A 19007-nucleotide genomic window follows, 5' to 3' on the forward strand; every position below is an offset into this window, starting at 1 on the left:
TTGATTGCTCCAATAATATGCATGTTAGCACAAGAAATCAGTACTAAATCAAATAATAGAATTCTAAAAAATCTTCCTTGAATCCCAGCTAAGGGCTAACGATACTAGAGAGAAAAACAGTAAGGAAAGTTAATGTCATCATTTCGTTTTCACCCACAAAGCCAAGTTACTCGTCAACAAGACGAATATTTGGTCACCCTATACACCGCCCGCACTCATCCCTACAACAAAGTGTTTGTTCGAGTAGAACCTGATCATGAGGAGTGGTTGATTGAGATGTCTGCACCCAGCGTTGAGGGGAACTGGTTAAAATGGCAGCAAGCGATTCCGGTAAGCCCCCATTGCGACCACACACTTTACTGCTTTAAATTGCTACTAGACGACAGCCAAGTCTACTTACACGCAGCAGGCGAGTCTCCGCGCCTCCCGCAGAAGCATTATCACTTCAAATTGAATAACCAAGCCCAGCCACCGGCTTGGGTAAAACAGCAAGTTTTCTATCAAATTTTTCCCGAGCGTTTTGCCAATGGTAAACCAGAGCTTACCCCCAACGCGCAGAACTACGCCTATCACAGTGATGGACGGCCAATCGTCCAGAAACAATGGGGCGAAGCAGTGGCTGAATCTCATGCGGGCACCGGTGCAACTGAGTTCTACGGTGGTGATTTGCCGGGGATCGAGCAAAAACTCGGCTACCTACAAAACCTTGGTATTACCGGTATTTATTTAAACCCCATCTTTAATTCACCCAGTAATCATAAGTACGATTGCAGTGACTACTTTAGCGTAGACCCACAATTTGGTGGTGATGAAGCCCTGATTAGCTTGTCAAAAAGCATGAAGCAATGTGGCATGAAGCTAATGTTAGATGCGGTGGTTAACCATACCTCTAATCAGCACCATTGGATGGATTACTATCAGCAAGCCGACGATGGCGCTTACCATCATCAAGACTCGCCCTACCGAGATTGGTACCACTTCGATAACACTGGAAACTATTGGACGTGGAAAGGCATCGACACTCTACCCAAACTCAATTTTGCCAATACTCAAGTGCAACAAGTGATATATGGTGGCGACGATGCGATGTTAAAGCATTGGTTGAAAGAGCCCTTTGCCATTGATGCATGGCGCTTTGATGTGATCCATATGTTAGGCGAACACAATAGCGCACAAAACAATGCCCACTATGTTGCCGAATTTAGAAAAGCCATTAAGCAAACCAATCCTGAGGCTTATATGATTGGCGAGCACTTCGCCGAAGCCACTCAATGGTTACAGGGTGAACAAGAAGACGGCGCAATGAACTACTACGGTTTTAACCACCCGCTCGTCGCCTTCCTAGCTGGAGTAGACGTGCCCCGTTACGTACCCATTAAACTCGATGCTAAAGACTTTGCTCAATGGTTGGCTGAAGCCAGAGGTTCTATCCCCTTTGCCAACCAGCTAGCCCAATACAACTTGCTGGATAGCCACGATACACCGCGCTTTAGTTATCTGGTGAACGAAAATACCCAGTTGGTAAAAATTGCCGCCACCTTATTGCTCACTTATATCGGCGTACCGTCTATTTATTATGGGGATGAAGTCGGTTTAAGCGGCGCCCAAGACCCAGATTGCCGCCGCTGTTTCCCTTGGGATGAAACACAATGGAATGGCGAATTACTCAGTCATTACCAGCAGCTGATTGCGCTACGTAAACAACGTAAAGAGTTACAAGAAGGTGACTTAATCAGCTTATATGAACAGGGAGATATTTGGGTATTTAGCCGCTGGCTTAGCCAGCAGCACAGCATTGTTATCGTTAACCGTGGTCCTGAACAGTCGCTGGAGCTCGACCTCAGCAGCTTACAAACTCTATGTGAGTATGATGAGCCCCTGTCTAAGGCGCGTCACTCAGCCACAAACGGCCGCTTAAGCTTGAACTTAACGGCACAATCCTCATTAGTTCTAACCAGCGTTTAAATCCATATAGCTGCTGGCGCGCTGCCAGCAGCTTCACGGTTCACTAGTTATTCCATCCTGCCACCAACGACTGACTATTTAAGCAATCTAACAGCCTAGCTCTCAGTCACTGGCTTGATACTGATTTGGCTGTGCTTAAGCTGCTATCTTGGTTTCCAAGCAAATCTTCGTGCTGCTGACTATCGGCTAACAATTTAGCATCCAGAGACTTACTGCTGGCTACTTGCAGTTCTTTTAACTGCTGCGCTTGGCGTACCAAATTGCCTTTGCCAGTACTGAGTTTATTCATGGCGCTTTGGTAGCTTTCAGTTGAACGCTGCAACTGCTGGCCATGACTGCGTAAGTCTTCAGTAAAGGCCACAAACTTATCAAACAACTTACCAGCCCGCTGGGCAATCACTTGAGCATTTTGTTGCTGGTATTCACTGCGCCATAGGTTTTGAATGGTGCGCAGCGCCACCATCAAGCTACTTGGGCTTACCAGTAATACATTTTGCTCAACTGCAAAGGGAATCAAGGCGGGATCTTGCTCCATCGCAGCTAAATAAGCGCCTTCGATGGGAATAAACAACAACACATAATCCAAGGACTCTAACTGATAGAGGCTGTGATAGTCCTTTTTTGCCAAACCCACAATTTGCTGGCGCAAGCTTCTAACATGTTCTTTTAGGGCAGCTTGCTGGGCTTCTTTATCTTCGCTGTTGTAGTAACGCTCATAAGCCACCAAGTTCACTTTTGAATCAACAATAACAGCTTTATCATCGGGTAGTTTCACCACCACATCAGGTTTAATGGTTTTGCCATGCTGGTTAACCCCTACCACTTGGGTATGGTACTCATAACCCTCGCGCAAACCCGAAGATTGCAAGATCTGTTCGAGAATCAGCTCGCCCCAATCCCCTTGCTGCTTATTATCGCCTTTTAAGGCACGGGTTAAGCGCAGTGCATCTTCACTCATTTGTTGGTTGAGTTTTTGTAAAGATACGATTTGGTCTTTTAAAGAGTGGCGCTGCTTCGCTTCATTTTCATAGCTCTGTTGCACCTGCTGCTTAAAGCCATCTAACTGCTGTTTAAGAGGTTGCAATACCGCTTCAATACTTTGCTTACTTTGCTGTTGTAATTGCTCGCCTTTTTCAGCAAAGATGCGATTAGCTAATAACTCAAATTGCTGATTAACGCGCTGCTCGGATTGTTCTAAATAGTTGATTCTGTCCTGCAATGTGAGATCTTTTTGCTGTAACAAGGCGCAGCGCTGTTGTTCTCGCTGTAGTAGCTTTTGCGCCTCTTCAAATTGCTGCTGCACGCCCTGCAGGTGGCTTAATTCAGTTTCTAACTGCGCGCAGCTAATGGCTTGCTGCTGGCTTTGTTGAGTCAGTTGTTCTAGGGCAAGCTTGTCTGCGGCCGAGCTTTGCTCTAGAGCTGCTAGCTGTTCACTAAGTACTTGCTGAGCTTTTTTGGCTTGATTGAGTTTCAGCTTGCTAAGCAGGGCCACCAGCAACAGCAAAAACACTAGAGAAAGGCTAAGACTGGCAGTTAATTGATTAAATTGAGACAGGATAAACTCGATATTCACTGGATTTCCATTGTGATTTAACTAACTCGATGGGTATTATGCATCATACAGTAAGGCACCCGATAAGCTCGAGGCCGTTTACCACGATTTCACAATTCTTTTAGGAAAATCACCAACATGAGTATATTTTCAACAATTAAGAAGATGTTTGCCGTTGCTCCCGCCGAAGCGAAAACTTACCCAGAAGAACAGTACCAAGAATTTACCATTACGCCCGCTCCACAATCGGCCAATGGCCAATATCGGGTAGCGGCCTTAATTACCAAAACAGTGAATGGAGAACAAAAACAGCACAATTTTGTTCGCTCCGATACCTGTGCCAGTGCCGACGACGCTGCAGAACTGGCACTGCACAAGTGCAAGACCTTTATCGACCAAATGGGCGAGCAAATCTTCGATTAAGCGGCTTGCTCAAATAAGCGCCCCAGTACTTGTTTAACCGCATCAATATCAAAGGGCTTATCTACCAAGGCAGACACACCGCTCTGCCTTACTCCATCTAATTTTGCACCGTTATTCTCTGATGTAACCATTAATGCCGGAATATCACTAAAACGAGGGTGTTGTCGTAGCGCCTCAATCAAGGCAGCCCCGTCCATAACCGGCATGTTGTAGTCGGTAATCACCAAATCCACTTCATCTTGTTCTAATAAATTCAAAGCTTGTTGGCCATTTTCAGCAAATAACACTTGGGCCACGCCAATATTTTCCAAGACCCGCGCAATATGTCGGCGAGCCGTTAGGCTATCGTCCACCACCAAAATCTTTTTACTGGCGACATTAATCTCACTGATTAAATCTTGATCGGGTTCGATGTAACTAATGGTGGCCTGCAAAGCACCAAGCAAATGAGTAAATTCAAAGGGCTTGGGTAAGATGGCAATCACGCCGGCCTGCTTAATGGCATCTAGGGTATGATGGCAAGCTTCGCTAGAAATCAACATAAAGGCGATATCACGGCTTAAATCGTTGGCTCGAAGCTGTTGAACTAAATCGGTGGCGGTGCCATCGGCAAAGTACATGGAGCTCACAACCAGATCGGGCGCGGTTTTTATCGCCAATTCCACGGCCTGTTGGCAGTTTTCTGCCATCACAAAATTATCGATACCGGCTTCGTGTAAACGCGTGCGAATAATATTTCGCTGCATATTTGATGGTTCAACCAATAAGATCGTTAGATCCGCTAATGACAATGCTTCCATAACATCCTGTAAAAACTGGAAAATAAGACCACATATTAACGCGTTAAAGCGCCCATTTTTATCGCTAATTTGCTAATCTAGCATTCAGAGTTGAAAAACATGCTTTTAGTCACCAAATATGTGTCTAAACAACCAACGGAAATTGCTATGCAACCGACAACGCCAGTTATCGACATTACATTTGAAAACGCACAACAAGCCTTAATTGAAGGTTCAATGAGCCAACCGGTAGTGGTGCACTTTTGGTCGCCATCTAGCCCACAATGTGAACCCTTATTTACTTTGCTCCAGCATATTCATCAGCAACTTAACGGCAGTTTTACCCTTGCCCGAGTTAACATGGATGAATTGGCCCCGCTAGCCCAGCAACTCGGCGTAGCGCAGGCTCCCACCGTTATCGTGCTGAAAGAAGGTCGCCCTGTGGACGGTTTTGCTGATATTCCTGCACCAGAGCAAGTGCACGAAATGATCAGCCGCCACCTGCCGCCACCAGAAGAAAAACTATTTGCCGAAGCTAAACAGCTACTGGCAGAAGACCAATCGGCAGAAGCCTTAAAAGTGATCCGCGAAGCGCACAATTTGGCTCCTCAGCGTAACGACATCATTTTGGTGTTAATTAAAGCGCTGTTAAACAACCAACAAGCTGCAGAAGCCGAAACCCTGTTAAATGGCTTACCCTTAGAAGAGCAACAAGCTGAATACCACGAGTTAAAAAGTCAGTTAGAGTTATTGCAAGCCGCCGCCGAAAGCCCTGAGATTAAAGCCCTAGAAGAACAACTGGCCGCAGGTGAAGATAGTCCAGAACTACGCCTAAACTTGGCAATACAATATTCCCAGGCGGGGCGTAATCAAGAAGCACTTGAGCTACTGTTTGCCTTACTACAAAAAGACTTAGAAGCCTTAGACGGCCAAATTAAGAAAAACTTTTTAGATATGTTGGCCACCCTAAATGGTGACCCGCTGTCTTCTCAATACCGTCGTAAGTACTTCAGCTTACTTTACTAAACCCCAGTAACAACTAAGGCCAATGCACATGCATTGGCCTTTTACTTAGAACCCAGTCTTAACGCTACACTGTTTGAGAACTGAAGTTTTGCTGTTCTGTTAGTTGCGGCTCAGTTGTTTTTAGGTGGTTTTCATCTAAACGGTAAAAATGCATGATGAAAACTAACGAGGCAAACACCACACCAGGAATAAAGGTATAGAGTAAATTAATCCAAGTGAGCGTATGGCTTGATTGAACTTCCGCTCCACCGATATAACCTGCGCCAGCTAAAATCCAACCCACCATCGCGCCGCCAATAGCGATACCCGCTTTAATTGCAAACAAGTTGGTTGAAAACACCATGCCACTTAACGAGCGACCACTGCGAGATTTTTCATAGTCCACCACGTCACTCATCATGCTCCACAACAGCGGAGTAGTGCTCATTTGTATCACACTCAAAATGATGACCGCGGCAAATATTAAAACAATATTGCTTGGCGAGATAAAGAACATGAGTGCAGATAACAAACCAGAGATACCGATCAATATTTTGTAGGCTTTGATTTTGTTGAAACGACTTAATAAGGGGCCAGAGGCCATGGCGCCAACAATGTTAGCTAACATGGTAGTGACCATCAGCATAGTGGCTAAATCCGCCCGTCCCATCACGCTATTAACGTAATACATGGTAGACGCAGCTTTTAGTACCACACCTGTTAGCAACACAATATTGAGTATAAATAATACCCGCCATTGGGTATTGGCCCACAATAATTTTAAGTCTTCTAGTACAGAACGACGCTCTGTGGTGGCTAAGTCACTAGTGTGGTGTTCTTTGGTATTGGCGAAGCAGTAAAAGAATAACAGCATAGCGCCGCCCCCCATTACCGCCATGGCACCAAGATACCCTTTTTGCTCGTTACCTTGGCCAATAAGTTCAACTAATGGAAGAGCCACCAAAGCAACAATAAGTCCACCGGCGGTGCTCAAGGCAAAACGATAAGACTGTAACGAAACACGTTCTTTAGAATCACTGGTTAAGGCATTTGCCATAGCACAGTAAGGCACGTTAATCGCGGTGTAGACCAAGGTCAGCAAGATGTAAGAGGCATAGGCATAAATAATCTTGCCGGTGCTACCTAAATCAGGAGTATAAAAAGTAAACATACAGGCAATGCCAAAGGGAATGGCTAGCCATAAAATATAAGGACGATATTGCCCATGTTTAGTTCGAGTACGGTCAATCATCGCACCCATTAATGGATCGGTAATCGCGTCGATGAAACGAACCAATAAAAACATCGTTCCCATATGTACAGGAGAGAGCCCATAAACGTCGGTATAGTAATAGGCTAGAAACAGCATGACTGTTTGCCAGACAAAATTACAACCGGTATCACCTAAACCGTAGGCAACCTTTTCTTTAACCGAAAGTGGAGTACTACTCATTGTTATCTCCGAATTGACAAATTATCTTGTTCCATTGTCAACGAGGCCACCAATCTAGAAAATTATCTTTAATTGATTGTTAGTTGCGACATTTAACTCTTGTGATGATCATCACAGCAGAACATAACACTGATAATGCAAATCGAAAAAGAAGCTCGGTTTTTACCCACTAATCTAAATAAAACTCGTAATACACATCTAGGGCGTTATTCAAGCCAGAGAAGGCCTCAATAAATAACTTCGGCAATATTTCGTATTTAACAGTGAGCTCGTTCACTGGATCAAATACCCCCATACCATAACGTACTTGTACCCCAGGCAATACATAGGCGCTAACTTCAACTTGAGTAGAACTTCCCGAACCCGCAGTGCTTAAAGATAAGTCATTCAAACCTAAGGTAGAGCCAACCTTACCTACAATACCTTCGGTTCGACCGATGCCGGCACTGAGTAACATCGAAGATAAGGCGTTATCATCTTGCTCGGTATCACTCAGTCCGCGGCCACGTAATAGATAGGACAGCATTTCGTTTTGCGACATTGATGGCTCAGAGTACAGGGTCACTTGTGGTGCGTCAGCTAAACCAATAACCTTAACCCCAACAGTCACATTATCAGAGATGGTGTCGGGATTACGAATCGCTTGAAAATCCAAATAAGGCTGCTCAATAGGACCATTAAACATGATCCAGCCTTTTTCTATCAGCAAATTTTGCCCATAGGCTCTAAAGCTACCGTCGACTAACTCGATTCGACCATCTGCCAATAAGGGTTCGTTAGCCGCTTGTTTCAAACTGAGTAAACCTTTTAAACGGGTATTTAAGCCCAGCGCTTCTAAGGTAATCTTATCTGCCAAGCTAACTCTGATATCCAATTGGGTACGCTGCGTGCCCACGGCCTCGGTTTGCTCTTCAATCACAATGGCATCACTGGATTCTGATATCGCCGAATCGGGTAAGCGTTTCACCTTAATGCTGCCCTCTTCCACATTGATATCACCGCTAACATCGATCAGATCAGGTTTGATTTTAATCTTCACCGCGGGTGAAACGGCAAAGCTGGCATAGGGGTCGATCACCAAGGGCAACAAACTCGCGTTAAAGTCTAACTCACCGGTTAATTGATTATTGGGCCAAGCAAACTGGCCTTGCCACTGAGCAATTTTGCCGCCACTGGTAAACTGCCCTTCAAGCTCGGCTTGTTGATTATCAAAACGCAGTTGGGTTTGTAGGTTCTCTATGCTTAAGGGTAACTGAGGCCCAGAAAGATAGGCTTCGCTTAGTTTAATCTCTCCGTCTAAAGAAGGCTTGGTTACCGCTCCACTGAGCAAGACTTGGCCAGTAATCTCACCTTCAATGTTGTCCAAGATCGGGAAAAACGGCAATAAGGGGCTAAGCTGAAGCTGGTCTATGTTTAACGCGCCATTAATTTCCCCATTTTTATCAATAGCGGTGCTCCCCTTGGACTCCAGTTTGCCCAACTCTTTTGATACAAACACCGCATTCCAATTAAGCATGCTGTCAGCCAATTGCGCGTCTACAAGCAAACTTTGATAATGCAACTCTTTGGTTTCTATTTCATCTTGTTGCACCAAGCTGCCAGGCGATAACTGTAATTTGAGCGTAGCTGTTTGCGGTTGCCATTGTTGCAATTGCGCATCCAAATCCATTGAAGCACTGCCTTCTAGCCGAGTGCCTTCAGGCATTAGTGAATTGAGCACGGCAAAGTTAAACTGTTGCATGCTAAGTACCAAGGCACTATCGCCACTGCTAGTAAAGGGTTGTAGCAAACAGATTTGGCTTACATCACGCGACCAACAATGCTCACCCACGCTCACCACGCCCTGTTGGTAGCTCAGCTCAATGTCTTGCGATAAATCCCAACGGCCTAACTCGGCACTAATATCGGCTTTATCCAGCACCCCACTCCAGTTTTGCGTATCACCTTGACCCAGCGCGGATAAATGCAAACTGCGCTCGGCTTGTTCAGCACTTAAGCTAAGACTTTGTTTACCCTGCGCACTTTTATAAGCTAAATCAACTTGCTCGATCCGCTCTCCAGCGACCTGTAATTGGGCTAATCCTAGCTGCAGCTGCCCAGTGAATGTGCTGTCCAACTCTAGGCTGCCCGAGGAGTTTACTTGCGCCAAGCTGAAATCCGGTGTATCCAATTGCTCTGCCGTTAGCTGCCAATTAATAAGCGGCTGGCTGAGCGTACCACGCACTTTAACTTGCGCTTGGGCTAGGCCTTTATCAAACCAAGGCAAATCGGCTAATTGTTCAGCGTCTAGTTGGCCATCAATACTAATTTGCTGTTGCTGCTGTTCTAGGGTGGCAGATAAACGCTGCTCAGCTAACTGAACCTCGAGTGTGGCCTGATTCCGCTGCTCGGCCAAATTACCTTCGCCTGAAGCCTTAGCACTTAAGGGTAAACCCAACCAACGCCCTTGAATGGCCGCTTGACTCACCTGCCATTGCTGCTCGTTCAAGCTCGCCGAAATTTGCCCATCAATATCAGGCAAACTGATTTGCTCGCCCAGATCTAACCAATGACTTAGCTGTAAGTCACTAAAAGTGGCATTTAGCTGTGCTTGGACTTGCTGCTGCCAACTGGCTGCGCCGCTTAGCTTAAACTGCCCTATGCCATGATCTGGCTCTGCCGAATCAATATCGTTTACCGACGTAGCTTTTCCATCAAGTAATTCTCCGCTTAAGGCAAAAGCCGATAACCGAGATAAATCCCCTTGTACATCGCCGCTTAAGCGCAGAGCTTGAGCCCCCGCAAGCTCACTATTAATTTGCGCTTGATAAGCCGACAGATCACCACTGGCTAAAATATTCAGTTGTTCTAAGCTAAGCTGCTCTGCTACTAGGCTTAGGGGTTGCTTTAATTCTGCGCGTAAATCAAAAGGCAGGTTAGGTTTAAGCCACGCCAGCTGGCCGTCTACTTCTGCCGCCACGGCTCCTTGCGATTGCAGCCATAGCTCTAAGGCCTTACCGTCGCCATTTAAACTAAATTGCGTGCTTAAGCTTTGCTCCAGCAAAGGCATCTGCCAGTGACCGCTTAAGTTGGAAGCAAAATTATGCTTGAAGGCTTGCTCGCCGGATAACTGCAACTGACCCCAAGGGCTGTCGATGAATAGCTGTTTTATAAACAGCTCACTAAAACCCACATCGGCCTTAGCAGTAGCAAGAGGAAACGCTAAAGACTGCTCTGCCACTTCAATTTGCCCTTGGCTAAGGCGTAAATCGGCTACCGCGATTTGATAGGGTAAGACAATCTCGGGAAGCTCTACCTGAAATGGCAGTAGCGGCTCATCCTCGCTGGCAGGCGAAGCTGGTGAAGAAGACTGAGGCAAAACCAGTTGCCACTGGTCTAAGGCTAAATAATCCACGCTTATTAGTTTGCCTTGCCAGTGGGCTTGCCCCTGCAATTGCTGCCAGCTTATCAGTATACCGTCGATCTCGAGCTTGGCTTTCGCCACGTTTAAAGCCTTTAACACAAAGGGCACTGGCGGTAACCATACCCCGCTGCTTGGCGCGGCCTCTTCTGTTTGCTCGCTGCTGTAGGCCAGCAGCTGTTCGGTATCTAGGTCTAGACTAAAGGCCTCGCTGCTTAGCGTTTCTACGCACAATTGGCTTTGGCTAATACAAACCCAATCGAGCTTAATATTTAGCCCATCTAACTGCACCTTTAAGCCAGTTTGCTGCCAAATCACTTGTTCAGCTGAAATCCCCGAATAGAGATTACCTTGGGCTTGGCTAATCGTTAAACCATCCACCCACTGATCCACTTTGGCCAAAATCCACTCGGTGCTTGGGCTAAACGACAACGCCAACACTACGCTTAGCAGCAGCGCACTAATAGCGATTAGGGTTAAACGGACCACTCTAAAAATCATAAATCTGGCCCTAGAGAAAAGTGCAGTCGCCAAGCATCGGATTCGTTTTGCAGGCCTGCGGCTAAATCGACACGCAAGGGGCCAATCAAGGTTAACCAGCGAATGCCCATACCCACACCAAAAGAAACCGGCTCAGAGAAATCGTTAGTGGCGGTTCCGGCATCCACAAAAGTCGCCCAACGCCACTTTTCAGCGAACTGATAGTTATATTCTAAACTGCCAACGGTGAGGAACTTGCCGCCAATTAACCGGCCGTTATCATTCCTCGGGGCGATAGTTTTATAGTCATAACCGCGAATGCTTTGGTCACCACCGGCGAAGAAACGCATCGATGCCGGCACATCGGTAATGTTATCGACCCAAATACCGCCTAAATCAACACGCACCAACAAGCGGTGATTTTGATAAGAACGTAGCCATTTAGCTAAAGCAGCAAAGCGCAGCAGCTCTACATCCGAGCCCCAATAAGGGTGTCCAAGCTCAATACTGGCCTGCAAGTTATCGCCCCAATGAGGGTCTAAACCGCCACGGGTACGTAAGCGGGAAAAGTTAGCGCCGGGTAATACCAAGTCAGTTACCGATGACTGCTCTGCCTGTTTATAGCGTTCATGCTGCCATTTCAAAAATATCGCGGGCTGCCAGTCGCCTTCCAAGCGCCATTGCCGAGTGGTTGATAAAATGGTTTTGTCACTCTCGGTATCATTGGTTTTTTCGCGAATAAAACCACTTTGTACGTCAAGGTAATCATCAACCGGATTAGCAATTGGAATACGATAAACTAATTGCGCGCTTTGCTTAGGCTCGGAGCCTTCCAATTCCAAGGTGACACTATGGCCACGCATGTTCACCCAAGGTCGATTCCACTTAAAGCGCGCTCTTGGCCCTACGTCAGTGGTAATGCCCCCACCCACCTCAAAAATGTCACGGTGTTTTAATTGCAAGCCAACTAAAATATCGATTTTGTTATCATGGCGATTTTCAATGTCGGGCCGTACCGATATCACTTGAAAGTAATCGGTATCACCTAAACGTTGATTAAACTCACCCACTAACTGAGAGTCGTAACGGTCTTTCTCGCTAAATTCCGCCAAATTAGCAAACATAGTTCTGGGTAGTTCAGGGTTAGTGAATACCACGTCACCAAAGTGGTAACGAGCACCAGAGTCATAATTGAGGTTAATCACCGCGGTGTTGCGTTTAATGCTAATTTTGATTTCGGCCTGATGAAACTGCGCATCAAAATAACCGTAGCGTGAAGCCAAATTATTGAATTCTGATTTGAGCTTGTCGTAAGCCACATGGCTAAATACCGCCCCTTCTGCCAAACCACTTTTATTTACAGCGCTAGTAAAACGGCTATCTTGGGTAGCCTCTCCGTTAAACTGAAAGTTAAACTGGCTAATGGTGAGCGGTCGCCCTTGATCAACCGATACCAGAAAACGTCCTTTTTCCTGTTCGGTGATCTGTATTTTACTTTGGTAATAACCTACAGCACGCAGCGCCAAGTTAGCTTGCTCTAAGCTGGCACTGATTATACGGCGACGACTGGTATGCTCGGGAAAGTTTTGCGCTTCGAGATACACCTTCACATTGTCTTCTGCTTCAGCGGTCAAGCCTTGGTAAGAAAAATCGATTGCTGCCACAGTTGTAGTAAACAGAGCGAGCAATATCGGCCAACAGCGCAAAAACAATCCACTAATCCTTAAGGTATTTCTCTTTTAACGCTAAGTTTAAAGCTTTTTTTACAGTTTAAAACCCATTATGCCGTTAAGCTTAAGTAAATGAGAATATTAGCTTTAGGAAAGCGTCAATGAGACAAACTTGGCCTAAACCAGTAATCGGTTTTGCTGGCTTTAGCGGTAGCGGAAAAACCACCTTAATTAGCCAATTATTGCCCCTGTTAAGCCAACAAGGTTTGGCAGTGAGTGTGCTTAAACATAGCCACCATCAGCTTGAACTGGATAAACCGGGTAAAGATAGCCAGCGCTTTGTTCGCGCAGGTGCCAGCGAAGTGGTATTGGCTTGCCCCAATCGGCGCTATCACTTTAGCCAACAGGATGATCACGACCAGCTTAATCAACAGCTAGATTGGCTCAACTGGCAGCAATGTGACTTAGTCTTGGTAGAAGGCTACCGCCACAGCAACATGGCAAAAATTGAAGTTCACCGCCCGACACTAGGCAAACCTTTACTCTACTCCGAGGATAACAACATTATCGCTATTGCCAGCGACCAGAACATTGATTGCTCGATACCCTATTTGAACTTAAACCAAACCGCGCAGGTGGCCGAATTTATTTTAAGTTATATTCGTGCTAGTAATTAGCGAAATAAAATCATGCTGTTAACGGTCTAGCTAACTAAGTCTTGTACTAAGAGAACCACTATGTCACTGCGCAAACTCGCTCTTTTTGTTCTTATCATCCTCGCCATAGCCGCTTTCTGGTGGTTTGATCTTAACCAATGGCTTAGCTTCGATACGATAAAGCAGCATCAGCAAGCACTACTAGATCACGTTGATCAACGACCACTGCTGGCCGCACTGTTATTTTTTATCATTTATATCGTGGCAACAGCCCTGTCGATCCCCGGCGCAGCCTTGCTGACGCTATTGGCCGGTGCCTTATTTGGCGTGGCTCAGGGTGTACTGATTGTGTCCTTCGCCAGTACTATCGGCGCAAGTCTTGCCTTTATTGCCGCCCGCTATTTATTTCGCTCTAGCATCGAAACACGCTATGCCAACAAACTACACAAGATCAATCAAGGCATAAACCAAGATGGCGCTTTTTACTTATTCAGCCTGAGGTTAATTCCTATCTTTCCATTTTTTCTGATCAACTTAGTGATGGCACTCACCCAATTACGCTTAAAAACCTACTATTGGGTTAGCCAAGTGGGCATGCTGCCCGCCACTATTGTTTACGTGAATGCTGGCACCGAGTTGGCTAAACTCAACAGCCTATCGGGGATCTTATCTCCCTCCTTAATCATTGCCTTTAGTTTATTGGCGCTGCTTCCCTACTTCAGCAAGGGGTTTATTAATCGGCTTAAGCGACAACGCGTCTACGCGGGCTTTAGTAAACCCAAGCAGTTCGATAACAACTTAACCGTGATTGGTGCCGGCGCTGGTGGCTTGGTTAGCGCCTACATAGCCGCCACGGTTAAAGCCAAAGTGAGCTTGATTGAAAAACACCGCATGGGTGGTGACTGCTTAAATACCGGTTGTGTGCCCTCTAAGGCCTTAATTCGCTGTGCCAAGTTTGCTTATCAAGCTAAACACGCAGACGAATTTGGTTATCAGGCAAGTGCCCAACTGCCCGACTTCGGCGAAGTGATGGCAAGAGTAAAACAAGTGATCGCAGAGATTGAACCGCATGACTCGGTAGAGCGTTATCAACAACTTGGGGTTGAGTGTATTCAAGGCGAAGCCTACATTCATAGCCCTTGGGAAATCGAAGTGAACGGCCAGCGCATTACCAGCCAAAACATTGTAATAGCCACCGGCGCTCGCCCTGCGGTGCCACCCATTCCCGGCTTGACCGAAATAGATTACTTAACCTCTGACACTCTATGGCAATTAGAGCAGCGCCCAGAACAGCTTTTAGTATTAGGCGGCGGCCCTATTGGCTGTGAACTTAGCCAGAGTTTTTCCCGCTTAGGCTCGCGCGTCACAATGGTGGAAATGGCCGAGCACTTGTTGGTAAGAGAAGATGATGAAGTGAGCCAGTTAATCGAACAGCAATTTCGCCTAGAAGGCATAGAGCTATTTCTAGGCTGGAAGGCTCAGGCCTTTGAGCGCGAAGATGGACGAAGCAAGGTCATTCTTGACAAAGATGGCCAGCAGCACACTCTGTATTTTGACAAGCTTATTTTAGCACTGGGCCGCGTGGCCAATACCCAAGGCTTTGGCTTGGAACAACTAGGCATAGAAAACAATGACAACGGCACCATTGCGGTAAATGCCCATTTGCAAACCAAATACCCCAATATTTTCGCCGTGGGCGATGTGGCCGGCCCCTACCAGTTTACCCATGTTGCCGCCCACCAAGCTTGGTATGCGGCAGTAAATGCGCTATTTGGCGCAGTAAAAAAGTTTAAAGCCGACTATCGAGTGATCCCCGCCGCCACCTATACCCACCCCGAGGTTGCCCGAGTCGGCTTAAACGAACAGCTAGCTAAAGCTCAGGGAATCGATTATGAAGTCAGCCGTTACCAGCTAGCGGAGTTAGACCGCGCCATCACCGATGGAGCCAAGCAAGGTTTTATCAAGGTTCTCACCGTGCCCGGCAAAGACAAAATACTCGGTGCGACCATTGTCGGCGAACAGGCAGGTGAAATGCTGGCTGAATTTAGCCTAGCCATGAAACACAACCTAGGTTTAAACAAGATCCTCGGCACTATTCACGCCTATCCCACCATGATGGAAGCCAACAAATATGTGGCGGGAGAATGGAAAAGAAACCACGCTCCACAAAAAGTGCTTCACTATTTAAGCCAGTATTTTCGCTGGAGCCGCGGCGCTAGTTAGTGTGAGTGTATCTGCTGATACACACCTGAGGGCCTTGATTTGTTACGTTAATTCTTCAACCAACATTTGGAATTCGCTTGACGGACTACCTTGCTCGATATAGTCAATTACTGTTTTGTAGTTTTCACAAATTCTATATTGCTTCATTGTAGGTTTTTTAGGATCTTTGTAGTTTTTGATAACACCTTTATCTAAAAGCTGTCGCAACAACTTAACAGCAGACAGTTTTTTTCTGACCTCTTCCTGCTTTCGCGGATAGAAATTTCCCCGCTGATAGAAGAGTTTAAAAACTTTTTCTAATTCTGATTTTATAGCTTCTTGCGTACTCTCAGATTCATGTTGTTTTTCTGATAACAAATGCTGTATTGCAGTCAGGTCGCAACTACTACTAAAAACACCCTCTGGTATCCTATAGTTAACCCCTACTCTCGGATCTATGCCTTTAAATATAGAATCATGAAAAACAGTTTTATCATCCATATTGCATTCCCAAAAGTATTCATAGTTATTAAATGTACAACCTACCAACTCCTTTCCCCTAAAATCAAATGTTGGCTTTGACGTGGAAGAACCAAATATGTCGACTAGACAAACCCCGACTAATTTTCCGTCTACACCGAATAGTTTTTCTAACAAATCAGTTCTTGAGCTCAAATTAGATTGCCTTTCGCTTCCCTTTTGAAGAATGGTCAAAAGAAATGAAACAACCGATGAAACAAAAACTTCATAATTCACGCCTTCAATTTTTTCCACTGCCTCAATTATCTCAATGCAAAAAATAATTAGCTCATCATCAAGTATTAGCTTTTCCGCAACAGACTCAGTAAAACTACTATCATACTTTAAATAACCACTTACGATCCTAACCAGCTCCTCATCAACCCCACTCAACTCTTTTTGTTTAAAAAAATAATAGACTAAAAGTCCTTTAAAGTAAGTATCAAAAACATCATACCTAAAATAAATCATATTATTTTCACACTGAACCAGAGGGTGACCTTTTATCTTCTCAATTAGCGAGTTGTCAAAATCCTTTATTATATTTATAAGTTCTTGTTTAATATCATATAAGTTAATTCCATTCTGTTTATTAGCAGATATTCTAATAAATAGCTCTATCTGCTGGTCAATTGACATACTTTCTAATTTTATTATTTCCCGCCGGCAAACCTGAGAAATCAATTGATCAGTATGCTCTTCTGGAATTAAATACTTACTCTGGAAAGGGGTTTGTTCTTTTTGGCTACATCTTTCGAGTTAATTAAGTATCCAATCATATCAAGTAAAAAAGGAATGTAAGTTTTATTACCAATTCCGTTTGATGGTGAAGAAACTTCGATAGCCAAATCATCGGCCATAGCCATAGCCTTTTGAACTTTTTTTACATCACCTTTTAGTTTTTGTTCAAAAAAGTCATTTGCTAAGTTTTCGTTAAATGCTTTGAGTGTTATCTTGGGTAGAAGTATTTTCTTGCCGACTTCATTCCAAAAATGATCTCGACAAGTAATAAGTACTTTTGTTTTATGTAGGCCAGAAGAGTACTCTTCAAATATTGAGGTTATAAATTGCTCTACATCAAATTTATCTCCAAGCTTAGCAATTACTTCATCTATGCCATCAAGAACAACAATTAAGCTCCCATTATCAATAGATAGTTGAAGTGACTCTTTGTCAAATCTAGCCCCCTCAATTTCGTCAGCGTCCATCAATGCTTTATAAAAATCAAAGACATCTGAAACCTTATTATCAATACTGAAGTTTCTAGATAGCTCGCTTATAATTTCTTTTGAATCTATAAATAATATTCCGGCCTCTTGGTTTTCTTCTTTCACCGAATCTAAAAACTGTTTAGCTAACGTAGTCTTACCTATTCCTCCGTGTCCACTAACAACGAAAAGAGGCTCGTTTTCTGAATTAAACCAGTCTTTGAGTCTATCTATTGCAGGCAAATCAAAAGCATCATCTTCATCGTAAAGGCCGTTTACGTAAACAGGCAAATTAAACTTTTCAAATGGTAAAATACAATCCTTGTACAAGTGCTCATAACCAAACTCATCAATAAAGTAAACGTAATCAGAGTTAAATAGCCTTTTAATGTTCATTTTTCTTCGTTCGACATCTTTTATCTTAGGCCGGTCAATTAGTACAATTGCGACTGAAAAGTTACTAATCAAGTTTTTCTTTTTTATTTCACCCTTAGTTCTCCCTTGATTTGAAGAGTCGTGTATGTAAATAAACTCTCTCAAACCAGAAAACCCATCCTCTAGTCTATATACCTCATATATTATATTTTCTTTCCAGTTTCTCTCTTTAACAGGAAACTTTTCAGCCAACGAAAAACTTGAGTTTTTATCAATAAACAATTGAATTGTTTTTTCAATTGACTTCTCTGATGTAGACAATTCATCATCTGGATTTAGCTTTTTAAAAAGTGTGGAGTCTTTATATTTAGAAAATTCACTTTTCAGATTTTCAATTTCATAGGGCGTTGCTGTACGAACCTCATCTGTTTTCTGACCTTTTCTTATTAAAACAGCCCCTTCGTCTAGGTGACGGGTCTTAGTCTTGAGTTGTCTTTTTAATTCAATTAAATTAACAGGACTCGGAATTTCGAAAACTAACAACGTGTTTGATTCAATCGATATTTGGTGAACATAAACATCTACAAGTGCTGGCCTTGTGAAATTTTCTAGCTTTTGCAAGAGCATTTTTTTGAAGGCACTCAGGTTTTTCAACTGCTTTATTTTATCTATGGCGATGCTGTATAAATTTTCCTCTTCTTCTGAAAACCCAAAAATTAGATAGCGATGCTCACCAACCTTATTGAGATACCCATTCGCTAAAGAAACCAGATCTTTGATCAGTTCCCCCCACTTATCTGCCATCTCTTCACTGGGCGTAGAGTCATCCCAATACCACTGCCTTTTAAACTCTAACGTTGGGGACTCTTCTCTTTTCAGAAGAACAGAAATATCCTCTTTCATTCTTTGCATTCCTTGCTAATTTTTCACCATATAAATGATGTTTAATACTTATACAGCCGCATAACATTTGTATAATGCTCATGCGCATTTAATAAATGCTATTAACTCAGCCTCGCCTCAGCGAAGCCCTTGATTAATAACAACTCTATCAGAATGGTATGATATAAACGAGCAGCAAAACCGGAAACGTGTATATTGTGAGAGCTGGGTAGCTAAGGCCTACACACTGCGTGCGTTTATCTTGCAATAACAACAGTGTATGACTTGCTTGGCCAACTTAGCTGAAGGGTTTGAGCGAAGCCAAAGGCAGGAGCAACAATAACAGCCTGCATTAAGTTTTTTGCTGCCAAGAGTTGGCGTAAATCGGCGTGAATAATCATTATCAGGGAAGCGATTGAACAGTTGAACATTGGCGAG

General features: G+C 44.4%; 12 protein-coding genes. 5 read left to right on the top strand and 7 right to left on the bottom strand.

What is annotated here, in order from left to right:
• The first annotated feature begins 132 nt into the window (after positions 1 to 132).
• Positions 133 to 1965: a maltodextrin glucosidase gene (gene malZ, locus AR383_RS02740; RefSeq protein WP_055731745.1), complete on the top strand. Its 1833-nt coding sequence runs from the start codon at positions 133 to 135 to the stop codon at positions 1963 to 1965.
• A gap of 106 nt (positions 1966 to 2071) precedes the next feature.
• Here malZ and AR383_RS02745 read toward each other — a convergent pair whose 3' ends face one another.
• A complete protein-coding gene (locus tag AR383_RS02745) occupies positions 2072 to 3538 on the bottom strand; it encodes a DNA recombination protein RmuC (RefSeq protein WP_083481477.1) in 1467 nt (488 codons plus the stop codon).
• 117 nt (positions 3539 to 3655) lie between these two features.
• Between AR383_RS02745 and AR383_RS02750 the strand changes: the two genes are divergently transcribed.
• Positions 3656 to 3940: an HlyU family transcriptional regulator gene (locus tag AR383_RS02750; RefSeq protein ID WP_055731746.1), complete on the top strand. Its 285-nt coding sequence runs from the start codon at positions 3656 to 3658 to the stop codon at positions 3938 to 3940.
• Here AR383_RS02750 and AR383_RS02755 read toward each other — a convergent pair.
• The gene (locus AR383_RS02755; protein WP_055731747.1) at positions 3937 to 4740 is read right to left on the bottom strand and encodes a response regulator; all 804 of its coding nucleotides are present in this window, start codon (positions 4738 to 4740) and stop codon (positions 3937 to 3939) included. The two genes, AR383_RS02750 and AR383_RS02755, sit on opposite strands and share 4 nt — an antisense overlap.
• Before the next feature lie 147 nt (positions 4741 to 4887).
• Here AR383_RS02755 and AR383_RS02760 point away from each other — a divergent pair, with 147 nt between their 5' ends.
• Positions 4888 to 5745, top strand: coding sequence for a tetratricopeptide repeat protein (locus AR383_RS02760; RefSeq protein ID WP_055731748.1), 858 nt, complete (start codon positions 4888 to 4890; stop codon positions 5743 to 5745).
• A gap of 64 nt (positions 5746 to 5809) precedes the next feature.
• Here the strand turns inward: AR383_RS02760 and AR383_RS02765 are convergent, their stop codons facing one another.
• The 3 genes from AR383_RS02765 to tamA all read right to left on the bottom strand — a co-directional run bounded on the left by AR383_RS02765 (position 5810) and on the right by tamA (position 12769).
• Positions 5810 to 7177: a glycoside-pentoside-hexuronide (GPH):cation symporter gene (locus AR383_RS02765; protein ID WP_055731749.1), complete on the bottom strand. Its 1368-nt coding sequence runs from the start codon at positions 7175 to 7177 to the stop codon at positions 5810 to 5812.
• Positions 7178 to 7346: 169 nt separating this feature from the next.
• Entirely contained in the window at positions 7347 to 11078 is a 3732-nt protein-coding gene (gene tamB / locus AR383_RS02770; RefSeq protein WP_055731750.1) for an autotransporter assembly complex protein TamB, read from the bottom strand.
• Positions 11075 to 12769 (bottom strand): autotransporter assembly complex protein TamA, encoded by a 1695-nt coding sequence (gene tamA / locus AR383_RS02775; protein ID WP_055731751.1) that lies wholly within the window; start codon positions 12767 to 12769, stop codon positions 11075 to 11077. Before tamA ends, tamB begins: the two co-directional genes overlap by 4 nt.
• Before the next feature lie 119 nt (positions 12770 to 12888).
• Here tamA and mobB point away from each other — a divergent pair, with 119 nt between their 5' ends.
• Complete coding sequence (gene mobB / locus AR383_RS02780) at positions 12889 to 13404, top strand: molybdopterin-guanine dinucleotide biosynthesis protein B (RefSeq protein ID WP_055731752.1); 516 nt, start codon at positions 12889 to 12891, stop codon at positions 13402 to 13404.
• 60 nt (positions 13405 to 13464) lie between these two features.
• A complete protein-coding gene (locus AR383_RS02785; RefSeq protein ID WP_055731753.1) occupies positions 13465 to 15606 on the top strand; it encodes an FAD-dependent oxidoreductase in 2142 nt (713 codons plus the stop codon).
• A 42-nt stretch (positions 15607 to 15648) separates the two neighbouring features.
• Here AR383_RS02785 and AR383_RS02790 read toward each other — a convergent pair whose 3' ends face one another.
• Both AR383_RS02790 and AR383_RS02795 read right to left on the bottom strand, forming a co-directional pair.
• The gene (locus AR383_RS02790; RefSeq protein WP_157051629.1) at positions 15649 to 16788 is read right to left on the bottom strand and encodes a hypothetical protein; all 1140 of its coding nucleotides are present in this window, start codon (positions 16786 to 16788) and stop codon (positions 15649 to 15651) included.
• Between the two features lie 23 nt (positions 16789 to 16811).
• Positions 16812 to 18590, bottom strand: coding sequence for a P-loop domain-containing protein (locus AR383_RS02795; protein ID WP_055731755.1), 1779 nt, complete (start codon positions 18588 to 18590; stop codon positions 16812 to 16814).
• Positions 18591 to 19007 lie beyond the last annotated feature (417 nt).

Origin of the sequence: Agarivorans gilvus (assembly GCF_001420915.1) — a bacterium.
GTDB lineage: Bacteria > Pseudomonadota > Gammaproteobacteria > Enterobacterales > Celerinatantimonadaceae > Agarivorans > Agarivorans gilvus.

What these genes read in the sequence shown, in the direction of transcription:
- tamB (WP_055731750.1), bottom strand. Translation starts at nt 11,078, where the DNA reads ATGATTTTTAGAGTGGTCCGTTTAACCCTAATCGCTATTAGTGCGCTG.
- AR383_RS02750 (WP_055731746.1), top strand. Translation starts at nt 3,656, where the DNA reads ATGAGTATATTTTCAACAATTAAGAAGATGTTTGCCGTTGCTCCCGCC.
- AR383_RS02755 (WP_055731747.1), bottom strand. Translation starts at nt 4,740, where the DNA reads ATGGAAGCATTGTCATTAGCGGATCTAACGATCTTATTGGTTGAACCA.
- AR383_RS02795 (WP_055731755.1), bottom strand. Translation starts at nt 18,590, where the DNA reads ATGAAAGAGGATATTTCTGTTCTTCTGAAAAGAGAAGAGTCCCCAACG.
- AR383_RS02785 (WP_055731753.1), top strand. Translation starts at nt 13,465, where the DNA reads ATGTCACTGCGCAAACTCGCTCTTTTTGTTCTTATCATCCTCGCCATA.
- AR383_RS02765 (WP_055731749.1), bottom strand. Translation starts at nt 7,177, where the DNA reads ATGAGTAGTACTCCACTTTCGGTTAAAGAAAAGGTTGCCTACGGTTTA.
- mobB (WP_055731752.1), top strand. Translation starts at nt 12,889, where the DNA reads ATGAGACAAACTTGGCCTAAACCAGTAATCGGTTTTGCTGGCTTTAGC.
- malZ (WP_055731745.1), top strand. Translation starts at nt 133, where the DNA reads ATGTCATCATTTCGTTTTCACCCACAAAGCCAAGTTACTCGTCAACAA.
- AR383_RS02760 (WP_055731748.1), top strand. Translation starts at nt 4,888, where the DNA reads ATGCAACCGACAACGCCAGTTATCGACATTACATTTGAAAACGCACAA.